Origin of the sequence: Vibrio nigripulchritudo ATCC 27043 (assembly GCF_000222685.1) — a bacterium.
GTDB lineage: Bacteria > Pseudomonadota > Gammaproteobacteria > Enterobacterales > Vibrionaceae > Vibrio > Vibrio nigripulchritudo.
In genome coordinates, this window is sequence record NZ_AFWJ01000112.1 from 153,147 (window position 1) to 168,107 (window position 14,961).

Annotated in this window: 7 protein-coding genes and 1 pseudogene; 3 read left to right on the forward strand and 5 right to left on the reverse strand. The window is 46.0% G+C overall.

Features of this window, described 5'->3' with window-relative positions:
• Positions 1–134: 134 nt before the first annotated feature.
• The 5 genes from RH89_RS11185 to hemL all read right to left on the reverse strand — a co-directional run bounded on the left by RH89_RS11185 (position 135) and on the right by hemL (position 9,909).
• Complete coding sequence (locus RH89_RS11185; RefSeq protein ID WP_004401929.1) at positions 135–1,814, reverse strand: ABC transporter substrate-binding protein; 1,680 nt, start codon at positions 1,812–1,814, stop codon at positions 135–137.
• Between the two features lie 746 nt (positions 1,815–2,560).
• On the reverse strand, positions 2,561–5,947 hold the full coding sequence (locus RH89_RS11190; RefSeq protein WP_004401931.1) for an ATP-binding protein: 3,387 nt from the start codon (positions 5,945–5,947) through the stop codon (positions 2,561–2,563).
• Between the two features lie 240 nt (positions 5,948–6,187).
• Positions 6,188–7,216 carry a 16S rRNA (guanine(1207)-N(2))-methyltransferase RsmC gene (gene rsmC, locus RH89_RS11195; protein ID WP_004401932.1) on the reverse strand — a complete coding sequence of 343 codons (1,029 nt, stop codon included), beginning with the start codon at positions 7,214–7,216 and terminating at the stop codon, positions 6,188–6,190.
• A gap of 79 nt (positions 7,217–7,295) precedes the next feature.
• Positions 7,296–8,414 carry an AI-2E family transporter gene (locus RH89_RS11200; protein ID WP_022589646.1) on the reverse strand — a complete coding sequence of 373 codons (1,119 nt, stop codon included), beginning with the start codon at positions 8,412–8,414 and terminating at the stop codon, positions 7,296–7,298.
• A 205-nt stretch (positions 8,415–8,619) separates the two neighbouring features.
• The gene (gene hemL / locus RH89_RS11205) at positions 8,620–9,909 is read right to left on the reverse strand and encodes a glutamate-1-semialdehyde 2,1-aminomutase (RefSeq protein WP_004401934.1); all 1,290 of its coding nucleotides are present in this window, start codon (positions 9,907–9,909) and stop codon (positions 8,620–8,622) included.
• 199 nt (positions 9,910–10,108) lie between these two features.
• On the opposite strand from hemL, the gene erpA reads away from it, so the two are divergent.
• The 3 genes and pseudogenes from erpA (at position 10,109) to RH89_RS11220 (ending at position 14,918) form a co-directional block, all read left to right on the forward strand.
• Positions 10,109–10,450, forward strand: a complete 342-nt coding sequence (erpA, locus tag RH89_RS11210) for an iron-sulfur cluster insertion protein ErpA (protein WP_004401935.1) — start codon at positions 10,109–10,111, stop codon at positions 10,448–10,450.
• A gap of 240 nt (positions 10,451–10,690) precedes the next feature.
• Positions 10,691–11,772: pseudogene (locus RH89_RS11215) on the forward strand (efflux RND transporter periplasmic adaptor subunit).
• Between the two features lie 11 nt (positions 11,773–11,783).
• Entirely contained in the window at positions 11,784–14,918 is a 3,135-nt protein-coding gene (locus tag RH89_RS11220; RefSeq protein ID WP_004401937.1) for an efflux RND transporter permease subunit, read from the forward strand.
• The last annotated feature ends 43 nt before the right edge of the window (positions 14,919–14,961 follow it).

Below are 14,961 nucleotides of genomic sequence, written 5' to 3' on the forward strand. Positions count from 1 at the left end.
GATTTTTTACCTGATCCTGGTTTCAGGACGCCCTTTTTGGAACGAGAAACCCCCTGACGACGAGCGCCATATCTTAAACTAAGAGAGGAGGGTTTAATGAGCGGTGCACGGAAGTACACCGCTAAGGTTAGTACTTACTTAACTGGTTTTAGGTCCAGTACGTGAAGTAGACGCTCAGGGATGCCAGACCAGATGTTTGGACGACCCTTAGGATTCTTCTCGCTCCACCAGCCAGCGAAACGAGTTGTGTTGTATTGGTACATGTAAGCACCAGACATCACAGGAACCGTAACTTGGTTAGATGCGATAATTTGCTGAATACCGTGAGCAATTTCTAGCTGCTCGTTCTTGTCTGCAGTCTTGTAGAAGCTGTCTAGAAGTGAATCTAGCTTGCTGTCTTTGAAGAAGTGCATCGCGAAACGAGGCATACCAGCACCGTCTTGAAGGTTTGAGTTGTACGCACTGTTCCAGTAAGTGTATGGATCTGCACCGTGGAAGTAGTTGGTGTATGCAACGTCGTAAGTACCTTCAAGCATAGCTTGGTTGTACACAGAGAAGTCAGGAGTACGAGCACGTGCTTTGATGCCCACTTCTTCTAGTTGCTCAACAGCTAGCTGTACAGTGTTGTTGAAGTCAGTCCAACCGTTAGGAGATTGAATCAATAGCTCGAAAGATTTACCTGATGGCGTGTCAACAAAACCGTCTTTGTTTACGTCTTTGAAGCCCGCTTTTTTCAGAAGTTCTTTAGCGCCTTCAACATTGTACGTGTTGTAACCTTTGTACTTGTTGTGAGTCTTTTCATCAGACCAAGCTTCAAACGCGTAGCCAAGACCAGATGCGAAGTCATTCACTGTACCGCCACCGTAGAATGCGATGTCGATAATAGTTTGACGGTCAAGAGCCATTGAGAACGCACGACGGAAGTCAACGTTATTTAGCGCTTCGTTTTTCGCTGCGTCTGGGTGCTTGAAGTTAACAACAAACGCCTGAGTACCTGCTGGTGGGTACCAGTAGTGGTGTTTAGGGCTTGCTGCTGCGTAAGTACGGTCGATGTCAGGAATGAACGAAGATGTCCAGTCCATTTCGCTGTTTACAACTTTACCCAGGAACTGGTCGTTGTTTGCGATTTGAGGAACACGTAGACAGTCTACATCTAGGTTATCGTTGTCCCAGTAGTTAGGGTTACGACACTGAACGTAAAGTTGAGGTGTGAACGTAGCGATTTCAGTGAACGGACCAGAACCAACAGGGTTTTCGTTCATGAACGTTGTTGGATCTTCAACTTTAGACCAAACGTGCTCAGGTACGATAGAAACTTTTGCAATTTCGTAAGGTACGTTGGAGTTAGCTTCAGTCAAACGGAAACGAACTTTGTATTCGTCGATTTTCTCAACGTTCGCTACCCAGTTGTTTGTGCCGTGCTGGTCAAGTGCTGGTGTGTTCTTCACTAAGTCGAAAGAGAAGACTACGTCGTCAGCAGTGAATTTTTCGCCGTCAGACCATTTCACACCCTTACGGATGTCAAACGTAACGCTCATTAGGTCATCAGACATTTTGTAATCTGATGCAAGACGCATTACTGGCGTGTTGCCGTGCATTTCATTAAATACAACTAGTGGCTCGTATAGGAAGTCCCAAGTTGTATGTAGATGAGTTGCGCCCAAGAAAGGGTTGAAGTTACGAACGAATGTTGTGAACTCTTTAGGGTGGATAGTCAGTTCACTACGTTCTGCAGCTGAAACTACTGGAGCTACAGAAGTTGCTGCAGCAACTACTGCAACTGCTAGCGCTGTCTTCTTAATATTGGCAAGCATAGCTGTTCCTTACTCATTGCTTTTATTTCACTAAATGGATGTGAATGTCATCAATTGATAAACACTCGCCGTGGCTATCCCAACATCCCTCCAACTTCAAGAAATTGAGAGAAGTTGGGTGGCCTATAGCCGTCGGTCAAGGCTAAGAAAACACCCGTACGCGTAAATGGTCAAACGGGTAGTCCGTTAAAAACGTTAAAACGCCTTTTAACTACGTCATAAACGTCAAAATGACGATTTTGACTTAAGAATAGGTCTCATTTTGTCTTGTGAGCACTGTCAAAAAAAATCGAAGTGTCTTTAAGTGGAGTTAGTGTTTACTTACTTTTTTGGCTTTTATATTTAATGCTATTTCTTTATTTCAATATTATAGAGATCTTACTCACTATCCACTTTTATCGTTAATTTACGTCGATAAAATTATTCTGACAATTTGTTGTGACTAACTTCTCAAACAGATAACAAAACTGGAGTTGTAGTGACGATATTCGATATTTTTCGCTAAAAATGACACTGTTTTTATGCGTTTTAGATAGGTTATTTTAACGGGTGAAATAACATGGATTCACGCAAGAACAGAAGTAAAATGGAATGACATTACTAATGTGATTTGAAGGTTTTCAGAGTACCTTAATTTATGAGGAGATAGGTTGGATAAGAAGAGAATTACCACTAGCAGCATGGTAAGAAAAAGCCAGTCAAACGAAAATGTTCGACTGGCTTATAAGGTGATTCAGAATGCGGATTTATGAGGTAAGGAGTTTTTGCAATTTATCCCGCAGGCTAACCAGTTTGTCACGCTGTGCGCCAGGCGTATGGCAGTTATCCAGAATAAACTCGATAGAGTTCAATACCGTCCGCCAGCGTGGAGTTTTTGGCAGAGTTTCAACACGAAGGTATTTATCCAGTGTTCTAGTTTGCAGCGTGCTGCGATCAAGGTAGACGCGCCATAAGCCACTCTGTTCTGCGAAGGAGAATTTGGTTTGCCCCGTTTCCGATTCCCAGTAGTCAATCGCAGTTGACATTGAATCAACCAGAATCTCTCTCATGAGCTCTGTCTTGTCTCCACCACGACCAGACACTTTATCTGCGATTCGCGTAAACTCGCCGCCCAGTTCTTTAAGCTGTTGCAGTTTGCCTTTGTCTCCTTCAAACGCATAGCTGGACAGGGCTTCAACTGCTGTTTCCAGATTATTAATGCGGGTTGCGTTAATGCCTCCGCCTACATTGAATATGTACATATACTGGATGTCAGAGCCTTCTGGCAGCTTCAATACATCCGCTGAAAGGTGTTCACGCCTGTCGTCAATGTAGACGTCAATTCCGCCGCAGAAGTGTTCCTGAGATAGGTTGAGGTATTTCGGTGCGATGACTTCATCGCCGTTTGAACGTTTGAGCTGCTCTTGAGTTCGTTTAAATAGCTTAGATGCCGCCTCGTTTGCAAACCGTATTCTGCCATCGCCCCTAAGGCACAGAATGGCTTCAGGTGCCGATTCAAGCTGTTCTAGCAATCTGCCTTGTGTTTCCAGCAGGTTTGCTTCTACTAGTGCTCTTTGCTTAAGCTCTGCCTGAAGCTTGTCGTTTTCAATTCGACGAAGTTCCGCCTTACTTGCTGAGAGATGAGCTTTGATTCGAGAAGCCAGCTCGAGTTTGTTGAATGGCTTCGTTAAATAGTCATTCGCCCCGCTGTCGAACCCTTTGATTCGGTCGTTGGTCTGGCTTAGCGCGGTAAGCATAATGACCGGCAGCTCAGATAAGTCATAGCTCAGACGAACCTGCTCGCAAACCTGATAGCCACTCAATCCTGGCATCATCACGTCTAATAACAGCAGTTCTGGCTTTTCCTGCTGAACCAGTTCCAGAGTCTCGGTGCCATCTTTTGCCGCTTTCACCCTGTATCCTTCCATTCGCAGGAAGCTGTCCAGAATTTGCAGGTTCACCGGTTCATCATCCGCGACCACAATAAGTGGACCTTCTGGGTTTTCTGGCAATGAATTGTCTTCTGGTGATGAGTTTTCATTTGCTTCTGGCAACTGGAAATGATTCTGTTCTCCAAGCTGCTTCGACGTTGATATCTCTGCATCTGACGCTAGCGGTAAAGAGAAGCTAAAGGTGGTACCAACAAGAGGCTGACTGCTGACATAGAGTGTCCCTCCCATCAGTTCGATCAACTGCCGACTGATAGACAAGCCTAATCCCGCCCCCTGACGGTAACGGCTAGAGTCCTGACCCGCCTGAATGAGGGGCTCAAAAATGTGCTCCAGCTGCTCAGCCGGAATCCCCTGACCTGTATCAACCACCTGAACCCGGAGTTTATCGTCCAGCACTGTAGCGGAAATGACGATTTTACCTTCAGAGGTGTACTTAATAGCATTACCTATCAGGTTGTAGAGAACCTGTTCTAAACGCTGCGGATCAGCGGATACTAAAGGCAAATCCATCGGAACTTGATTAATGATGCGAATCGATTTGTTGCCCAGCAAATGCTGTGAAAGTTCCAGTACCAAGCGTGTCGAGGACGAGAGGTTAACGGCGGCAGCCTGAATATCGAGGCTGCCGTAGCGCATTTTGTGATAGTCCAGAAGATCATCAACCAGAGTTGCAAGACGTTGACCACTATTAATGATGATATCGAGCTGATGTTTCTGATTTGCAGGTATTGGTCCGTTCGCTCCGCTGATTAACGCCTCTGCAATACCCACCATCCCATGCAATGGTGTACGGAGCTCGTGCGAGGTAGTTGCCAGGAATTCATCTTTCAGTTTGTTGGCCAGTTGAAGCTCGTCATTCTGGTTTTGAATCACTTTCAGATGGGCTTCTAGCTCTTCATTTTGTGATTTGATAGTGAGGATCTTCTCACGGATAGAGCGCTGCATTCGCTGGAAACTGACCGCCAGACGACCAATTTCGTCTTTGCGGCGTGTTTCAAACATCACTTCGTCGAGATCACCAGCCGAAACCCTTTCCGCTGACCAGGTTAGTTTTAAAAGCGGGGACGTAATGAAGTTAGAAAGATAATGGGAACAGATCACCACGAGGATAATGGCGATCAACATGGCCACCACGAATACTTTTTCTAGCTGCTGAATCCGAGCAAACGCCTCAGCTTCGGTTCTTTCCGCAATCAATGCCCACTCAATATTCTGGATCTTAATGCTGGTGTAAGCCGCAATAATGCTTTCGCCTGCGGTATTGATAAAGGTTCTGACTGAGGTTTGCCCGTTAAGGGCGCGGTCAATGATCTCACTACTTTTGTCAATTTCTTCCTGAGTGACGTTAAAAACACGAGCCTGTTTGTCACTACCAACCAAGAATGCCTTGATGGCTTTACGCGCGGCAGTATCTTCAAACAGAGAAATCAGCTTGGTGCTAGGCAAACGGAATAGGGCATAACTGTGCAGGTATTCTTGCTGGATGATAGGCGCGGCAAACCACGCGATGTGCTCACTGCCCTCTAGTGCAAAATCCGACATCACAATTGGCGTAATGTCTGGCGTGTCTTTCTGCTTTTTCACCAGAGATTTTATTGCCTGAAAAGTTTCACCGAGGTTGCTGTCCCGATACTTTCCAGAACCCAGATTCGTACCATAATTGTTGTGCTTGTTGAGTGAGTAAACGACGTTTCCATCCAGATCGACCAGCAAGATGTCGTCAAAGTCACTGCGTTTCAAAAGATCAACGTAACGTCGATGGTAACGCTTGTGCATTAAGCGATAACGTTCGCTGCCCTGGTAATCATCAGACTCAGGCAAAATTGACGTTTTTATCTGATCCCCAGATCCTTCAATGTAACGCTGCTGCGCATACTCCCGCGATTGCTCAATCGTTTCGCCTAAGTTGCTGAAAGCATTGATAAGGCCGTAAAAACGACCACCACTGTTATAAGCCAGTTCGGAACGGACAAAACCCATTACTTCGGATTCTTTTGCATCGAAATAATCGACAAGTTGTTGTTTTTTCGTATCTCGAACTGAAAGAAGGTGAGAAGTACTCTGCTCCTGCAAATCTTTACTATGAGACTGCAAAAAGAAGAGAGCAATTAAAGTCAGCGGCGTAATACTGAGGACAAGAAATGCCACCATTAAAGTATGCTGAAGACGTTTAAATTTTTGTTTTTTATTAGATTTAAACATAGGAGTCGTTTAAATAAGCCTAGTGCAACGTCCGTTTTGCCGGGGCGGGCTCGGCAAATGCGACAAAACAGAAAATGACGATTTTAACGTTTATACGAGGTTTTTTTTCTTAATCAAGTAAGTGCAATACAAAGCGTGGGCAATAACGCAAAAATTAAATGAGATAGATTGAAAGTGTTAGTACATATGAAGCAAAGGGCGCCAGCGGTTTCAGCCACTGGCGAAAGCTTATGGAGGAATTTAGTTTGTCTTGTTTGCCTGATAGATCGCGAATTTATTGGTTTTCTCTACCAAAACACACTCACCAAATGCTTCTTCAATGATTGGTGGGTATTTGAGAAAGCTATTGGCAACAATATGCAATTTACCATTCTGGCTGAGGTAGTCAGGCGCATCGGCAAGCAGTGTTTCCGTCGCGCTGTAGCTGGTATCCAGCCCAGAATGGAAAGGGGGGTTGGAAATCAGAAAGTCGAATCCGGCGTCAATGTCTGAATATACATCGGTTGGGATAACATTCCCTTTCAAACCGTTTGCTTCGAGTGTTGCTTTTGATGAAGCAACAGCCAATGCGCTGACATCACACATAGTGAGGGCAATTTCTGGGTATTGCATTGCCATAGTCGCGCCAATCACACCAGCACCGCAACCAAAGTCCAACACTTTTCCTTTCAGTTCAGGAAGGGTCTTGAGTAAAAGCTGCGTGCCCACATCAAACTCGCCATGACTGAATACTCCGGGCAAGCTTTTGATCACGACATCTTGCCCATTGATTGGCAAGGTATAGGATTTAAACCAGTCGGCTAACTCAAATGGTGCAGGTTCGCTAGTACACTGTCCCCAGTAAAATGAGCACCTTCGGGCTGAATCGTATTTTTTAATTACGCCATAAGGCTTGAAGAACTTCTCAATACTCTTAATGCCAGAGCGATTTTCACCGACGACGACAATTTCAGTCCCCTGACCCAAGTGGTTCATCAACATTGCAAGCAGGTATTCCGCCTCTGCTTTGGCTTTTGGCCAGTAAAGCAGCACTAAGTCTGCATTGGTCTGCTCCGTAAATGCTTCAGAAAAAACGCGCGTTACATTTGGGTGTTTTTCATACTGACGAAAGTAGCCATAGTGCGTCGTAAAAACGGTGACGCTTTCGCAATGTTTGGCGAGATCGAGTGGGAATAGGTCTTCTGCTTCGCCAGCAACCAACACATGTTTTCCTTCAAAGTATTCAAGGTTGCGCTCTGCAATCTGGCTTGGGGCGGTGTATGCCGACATGGATGGAATCTCGATAAAAAAAGATGGTCGGATTCTCGCATAATCCGACCATCGCTTGAAGCTTAATAGAATGAAAAAACTAGCTGTTGTCTTGCTTGTTAAGGAAAGTCTGGAACTCTTCCTCGTAAATCTTAAACAGCACCATGGTAATCGCGAAGATCAACGGACCATAAATCAACCCGATCAGCCCGAACAAGTGGATCCCCCCCAGTAGTGAGAAGAAGATCATCAGGGTATTCATGCCCGCGCTGCCTTGCATCAACAAGGGTCTGAGAACATTATCAATGGAACCGACAATCACCACACTCCAAATGGTGAGGAATATTGCCCAGCCTGTGTCACCAGTAAAGAAGAGGTAAATTACGGCTGGGATCCAGATTAACGCGGTACCCACAATAGGGATAAATGAAGCGAATCCCATCATCGTACCCCAGAATAGCCCGGGGAACCCTGCCAGCCACATGCCAATACCGCCAGCTAGACCTTGTGCTATTGCGGTAAGAAAAGAACCTAATACTGCCGATTTTGAGACTTTCTCTATCTCTTCCAGTAATCGATCTTCCTGGCTGCGAGAAAGAGGAAGGATATGGCGCACCGCCGTGATGATTTTGTCGTGATCTCTTAACAAGAAGAACAGCACAAACAGCATCAAAAGGAAGTCCATCAGAAAGTTAGTGGCATCTCCCAGCACTTTGGCACTGAAGGTAACCAATTGAGAACCAAACTGAGAGACAAATTCTGCGACTTTTTGGGCAATGTGCTGAGGGTCGATGTTATCAAACGGCAGGTATTCATTGACGAAGCTCAGCCCTTTTACAACGAGCGGGTGAGTTGTCGCTTCCTGTATCCCACCCTGAGTGATCCACTTGTAGGCATTTTGAGAAAAGCCTGAGCCTTGCTGAACAATTGCAGCGAATACAGCAAGCAGTGGCAGAACAATGATCACTGTAAGCAAAATACACGACAGCACCGAAGCCGTGTTCTTGTAATTCGGCATCTTGTTTTCTAACCACTCATGGACCGGAAACATCAGCAGAGAAATAATGAATGCCAAGATGATGGAGTTGATGTAGGGCTGAACGAGTAAGTAACAGGCATAGCCAGCTACCAGCAAAGCCATGATCAGCACCCAGTGACTGGAAGACAGTTTCAGTTTGTCTGGCACAGTATTGACCTTATATCGGTTGGTATGTGCCATATAATGGCTACAATACAGTCGGTTATCAACTGATTATAAGGCCATCTGGGATATGGGGTGTTGTAAGCAAGAGCAGGAATGTTCTAAATCTAGAAAGCCAATTCCTTGGTTTGCTATTTGTGTCGTTGTACTTTTGATCTTAGTGATTGTTAACTGGCAATAAAAAGGGCAGCGAATGCTGCCCCTATAAATTCAGTGTTTTCGGTTATTCTGCTGCCAGAATAGCGAAACAGCGATCTGCTGCTTCCAGAGTCGCTTCGATTTCTTTCTGACCGTGTGCCAGAGAAGTGAAGCTTGCTTCAAACGCTGAAGGAGCCAGGTACACGCCGTGTTCAAGCATTAAATGGAAGAATCGTTTAAAGCGCTCAATATCGCATTTAGTGACATCTTCATAGCTGGTGATTTCAGCTTGTTCAGTAAAGAAGAAACCAAACATCGCACCAACCTGGTTAACCGCCAGAGGAATACCGTGTTTGTCCGCCAGCGATTTGAAGCCGTCAGCCAGTTGCTTAGTGACATCAGCCAATCGTTTTTCATTGCCTTCAAGGGTCAGTTCTGTCAAGCATGCGTAACCTGCCGCCATTGCCACTGGGTTACCAGAAAGCGTTCCTGCCTGATAAACCGGACCTGTTGGCGCAATGTGCTGCATGATCTCTTTTTTACCACCAAACGCACCAACTGGCATTCCGCCACCAATGACTTTACCTAACGTAGTCAGGTCTGGCTGAATATTGTAGTACGCCTGGGCGCCGCCTTGAGATACTCGGAAGCCTGTCATAACTTCATCGAAAATCAGTACAGCGCCTTCCTGATCACAGATTTCTCTTAACCCTTCATGGAAACCAGCGACAGGTGGGATACAGTTCATGTTGCCTGCCACAGGTTCAACGATAATACAGGCGATCTCATCTTTATTGGCTTCAAACAGCGCTTTAACAGACTCTAAGTCATTAAATGTTGCTGTCAGAGTGTATTTCGCAAAATCTGCGGGAACACCAGGAGAGCTTGGCTGACCAAGTGTCAGAGCACCAGATCCTGCTTTAACCAGCAAGCTGTCAGCGTGACCATGGTAGCAACCCTCGAATTTCAGGATTTTGTCGCGACCCGTGTAACCACGAGCCAGGCGAATGGCGCTCATGGTCGCTTCAGTACCTGAACTCACCATGCGCAGTTGTTCCATTGAGGGAACCAGTTCGGAAACCAGTTCCGCCATTTTTATTTCCATTTCGGTTGGCGCACCAAAACTTAAACCGCGATGAGCGGCTTCAATAACGGCATCGCGAATGGCAACATGGTTGTGACCAAGAATCATAGGTCCCCATGACCCAACGTAGTCAATGTAAGCTTTTCCATCAGCATCAAAAATGAAAGCACCGTCAGCGCGCTCAATAAACAGTGGAGAGCCACCGACACCATTAAAAGCACGAACAGGTGAGTTAACCCCTCCCGGAATTATATCTTGCGCTTTCTGATACAGCTCGGCTGATTTGGTCATGGAGAAATCCTCATAAAAGTTGAACGCAGGCATTGTAACGATAAAGGTAGGATTTGCATTACTCATTTTAAAGTTTTGTGCGGACTGGTTGGAATTAGGCAATACTTGAACGAAGCAGTCAGGTATTAGATAATCAGCCAATAATGTAAATTTAGATAAGTCGGCGTATTGACAAATTAGCCGAGTGAGAGAGGTCGTTGTGAGCGAAGTAAATGTACCCTTGTCCTTTTCAGATACAGCGGCAGCGCGCGTAAAAATTCTGATTTCTGAAGAGGAAAATCCTGAGCTGAAATTGCGAGTTTACATCACTGGTGGTGGTTGTAGTGGTTTCCAGTATGGCTTTACATTTGATGAATCAGTCAACGAAGGTGACACTATTATTGAAAACGATGGCGTTGTTTTGGTTGTAGACCCTATGAGCCTGCAATACCTGATTGGCGGTGTGGTGGATTACACTGAGGGTCTGGAGGGTAGCCGATTCTTCGTAAGCAACCCGAACGCAACGACAACCTGTGGATGTGGCGCATCATTTAGCGTTTGATCCCACCTTTGATACAAAGCTTAATTATTTGAAAACCCAGCAGTAAGCTGGGTTTTTTCATTTCTATGTGATTTGAGTGGCATTTTCTTTCTCGGTACGCTGTACTGGTTTTCTATACTTTATTAGCATTGTTCCACCTGCTCTTAATCTTGGTTTAAGGTATCTCCGATATAATTCAACTAAGATTGAGCCTTTTGCGTTAGGATGTCGTAAAAGGCAAAAAAATAACAAGGAATTAGTATGCCAATTGCAAGAATTAATGGCTTTTTTTCTCAACGCCCCTGGCTGGTTTCCCTCATACTCGTTACAGTTCTCACCGTTTGGCTTGGTTTAGGAATGCTTCGAGCAGAAGAGAATCCAACTGCTGAAAAAAAGAAGAGCCAGTGCCACTCGCTAAAGTTGTCGTCAGCAGTTTTAGCGCAGAACCTACCGCAAAAAGCGTCAACCTTTATGGTCGAACCGCTCCTAACCGAGAAGCCACTCTTGGTGCTGAAATCGCAGGTAAAATCATTGCCTTGAAAGTCAGTAAAGGTGATGCCGTTAGAAAAGGGCAGGCTATTGCTCAAATTGATAAAGGCGATCTGGACATCAGGCTTGAGAAAGCCAGAGCCATTCTCTCGGTAAAAGAAAAAGAATTCAAAGCTGCCAACTCTTTGAAAAAGCGTGGTCTTCAAGGTGAAGTCGCTTACAGCACTGCACAGGCTGCTCTTACGGAAGCTCGTGCTGGTGTGAGAAATGCGCAACTGGCACTAAGCAACACTGAAGTCAAAGCCCCTTTTAGTGGCGTGATTGAAGACATGATGATTGAAGTGGGTGATTTTGTAGGAATCGGCGACCCTGTTGCGAAGGTGCTCGATTTATCTACTCTGGTGATTGAAGCCGATGTCAGTGAACGCCACGTAGACCAGCTCAAGCTTAATAAAAAAGCCCATGTTCGTCTGGTAACTGGTCAGGAAGTAGAAGGACATCTGCGATACATTTCCAGAGTCTCCTCACCTGCGACCAATACATTTGCTATCGAAGTCGAGATTCCTAACCAAGGGCAGAGAACATCTGCTGGTGTCAGCGCTGAAGTGGATTTGCAACTTGCTACTCAGCTGGCAATAAAAGTCACTCCGGCTATGCTGGCTTTGGATGAGGCTGGAAATCTGGGTGTTAAGACCGTTCAGGCAGAAGATAAAGTGAAATTTGTTCCTATCCAACTGGTTAAAGCAGAACAGGATGGAGTTTGGTTGACGGGGCTTGGAAAGCAGGTCGAAATCATCACTGTTGGACAAGGATTCGTTCGCGATGGCGACTCCGTAGTTGCCATTCGTCAGTAGGAGACTGAATTATGTACTCCGTGATAGATGCAGCGTTATCTCGCAGCAGGACCATGATCACCTTCCTGATCCTGATTCTTGTTGCTGGCGCTTTGACGTATCAGGCGATTCCTAAAGAATCCAGCCCTGATATCACCATTCCTATTATTTACGTGTCTGTTGGTCACCAAGGTATCTCTCCTGGTGATTCAGAGCGATTGCTTGTTCGCCCGATTGAGCAAGAACTGCGTTCGATTGAAGGCGTGAAGGAGATGAACTCGACGGCGTCTGAAGGGCACGCTTCAGTCATGCTAGAGTTCAATGTTGGTGTGGACTTAAATAAAGCCATGGCTGACGTACGTGAAGCGGTAGATTTGGCAAAACCTAAGCTTCCAGCCGACAGCGACGAACCAACAGTCAACGAAGTGACATTGGCATCTGAGCAGCCAGTTCTCTCTGTGGTGCTTTATGGCACAGTGCCAGAGCGAACTATCGTCCAGATTGGTCGCCAGATCCGTGACAAACTTGAAAGCTTCCGACAAGTTCTGGAAGTCGATATTGCTGGTGACCGCGATGATGTCGTGGAAATCATTGTCGACCCACTTCTTATGGAAAGTTATGGTCTGGATCAGGGAGACATTTATAACCTGATTGCTCAGAACAACAAGGTGGTTGCCGCGGGTTTTGTCGATACCGGTTATGGTCGATTCTCGGTTAAAGTCCCTTCAGTTTTTGATTCCTTGAAAGATGTTCTGGAATTGCCTGTTAAAGTTGATGGGAAGCAGGTGATTACCTTTGGAGACATTGCCACAGTCAGACGTGCGTTTCGTGACCCGGAAAGTTATGCTCGTTTAGATGGTGAGTCCGCCGTCGTTTTGGATGTGAAAAAACGTGCCGGTGAAAACATCATTGATACCGTTGAACTGGTGAAAACCGTTCTTAGTGAAGCACAGAAGCGCGAGGACTGGCCGTCGAACCTGTTGGTTAAGTACACGTGGGATGAATCCAAAGATGTGAAGATCATGCTTAATGACCTTCAAAACAACATCTTGTCTGCCATTATTTTGGTGGTCATTGTGATCATCGCTATTTTAGGTACCCGTACCGCATTTTTGGTTGGGGTATCGATTCCAGGCTCTTTCCTAACCGGTCTTTTGGTGTTGGCGATCTTTGGTCTTACCGTCAATATCGTGGTTCTGTTCTCGTTGATCATGGCCGTCGGTATGTTGGTAGACGGCGCAATCGTGGTCACCGAGTTTGCGGATCGCCGGATGCAGGAAGGCGTTCATAAGCGGGAAGCTTACCGGGATGCTGCAAAACGCATGGCGTGGCCAATCACCGCATCTACCGCAACCACACTGGCTGCATTTGCTCCACTTCTATTCTGGCCAGACGTAACTGGCGAGTTTATGAAGTATTTGCCGTTGACCCTTATCGCAACGCTGTCTGCATCGCTTGTCATGGCGTTGCTGTTTGTTCCGGTATTAGGTGGGCTGTTAGGTAAACCTCAATTCGTGTCGCCTGCTAAACAAGCTGAGATGGTGGCATTGCATGATGGCGATTTTGAAAAGGCAACAGGTTTAACCAAGGCTTACTACAAGACCTTGTCGGTTGCGATAAAGCATCCACTCAAGATACTTTTGTCCGCAATTCTACTGGCGATTGCCGTTGGTTTTGCCTATGGAAAAGCGGGGTTAGGTGCAGAGTTCTTCCCAGAAGTGGATCCCCCTTTCTTTACCGTAAAAGTGCGTTCTCATGGTGATTTGTCTCTTCGTGAGAAAGATACCATCATGCGCGAGGTTGAAGCCGTTGTACTTGGGCACGATGAGTTTAAAAGTGTTTACACCAAAACTGGCGGAAAAGAAGAGATCGGGCAAATTCAAATCACGCCTGTTGATTGGCAGTATCGCCGCAAGGTTAAGGTGATTATTGACGAACTGCGCGAAGCGACAGATAAATTTGCTGGCGTGGAGATCGAGTATAAGTTCCCTGACGCAGGTCCTCCTGTTGAAAATGATCTTGTGATTGAAATGTCCTCCCGCATTCCAAGTGGCTTAGATGATGCGGCTAAGATAGTTCGTCACTGGGCAGATTCCTACCCTGCATTTACTAACTTGAACGATACTTCAAGCAAAGAAGGGATCGACTGGCAAATCGACATTCGCCGTGATGATGCCTCACGCTTTGCTGCGGACGCCACCTTGGTGGGTAACACGGTTCAGTTTGTCACTAACGGTCTGAAGATTGGCGATTACTTGCCAGATGATGCCAATGAAGAAGTTGACATCTTGGTGCGTTTCCCTGAAGACAAGCGTGATATCGGGCGTTTTGATCAACTTAGGGTGAAAACTCAGGCGGGTTTGGTTCCAATTACCAACTTTGCTGAGATCACTCCAAGTCAAAAGCAGGATACGATCAGTCGAATCGACGGTCACCGTATCATCAATATCATGGCAGACATGAAGGAAGGGTATAACCTGACCAACGAATTGCCAGGTATTGAGCAGGCACTGTCTGAGTTGGAACTACCGGCTGGTGTGGAATACAAAATCCGAGGTCAGAATGAAGAGCAGCAAAACTCTTCTGCTTTCCTACAAAAAGCTTTCCTGATTGCCTTGGCAGTCATGGCTCTGATATTGATCACTCAGTTCAACAGCTTCTATCAGGCGCTACTGATATTGAGTGCGGTTCTGTTCTCAACGGTAGGGGTCTTTGTCGGATTGCTGATATTCCAACGACCATTCGGGGTCATCATGTCCGGTATCGGTGTGATTGCTCTGGCAGGTATTGTGGTGAACAACAATATTGTATTGATTGATACCTACAATCAGTTGAGAAAGCGTGGTCTAGATAAGACAACCGCTATTCTGAGAACCGGTGTTCAGCGTTTGAGACCTGTTATGTTAACAACCGTGACAACCATACTGGGGCTATTACCTATGGTACTGGAGATGAACATCGACCTAATCAATCAGAAGATTGAATTTGGTGCGCCTAGTACTCAATGGTGGTCTCAACTTGCAACGGCAGTTGCGGGTGGACTCGCGTTTGCCACGGTTCTTACATTGGTACTGACTCCGTGTCTATTGATGCTAGGACGTGAGCCTAAAGAAGTGAGCAGACCTGAGTCTGAACCAGAGTTAGAATTGGTGGATAAAGCTTCCTGATAGCGCTAGCCAGAAATGCAAACGCCAGCCCTTGGGCTGGCGT

Bases quoted from the DNA above. Each gene is read 5' to 3' on its own strand.
- RH89_RS11190 (WP_004401931.1), bottom strand. From the start codon at position 5,947: ATGTTTAAATCTAATAAAAAACAAAAATTTAAACGTCTTCAGCATACT.
- RH89_RS11200 (WP_022589646.1), bottom strand. From the start codon at position 8,414: ATGGCACATACCAACCGATATAAGGTCAATACTGTGCCAGACAAACTG.
- rsmC (WP_004401932.1), bottom strand. From the start codon at position 7,216: ATGTCGGCATACACCGCCCCAAGCCAGATTGCAGAGCGCAACCTTGAA.
- hemL (WP_004401934.1), bottom strand. From the start codon at position 9,909: ATGACCAAATCAGCCGAGCTGTATCAGAAAGCGCAAGATATAATTCCG.
- RH89_RS11185 (WP_004401929.1), bottom strand. From the start codon at position 1,814: ATGCTTGCCAATATTAAGAAGACAGCGCTAGCAGTTGCAGTAGTTGCT.
- RH89_RS11220 (WP_004401937.1), top strand. From the start codon at position 11,784: ATGTACTCCGTGATAGATGCAGCGTTATCTCGCAGCAGGACCATGATC.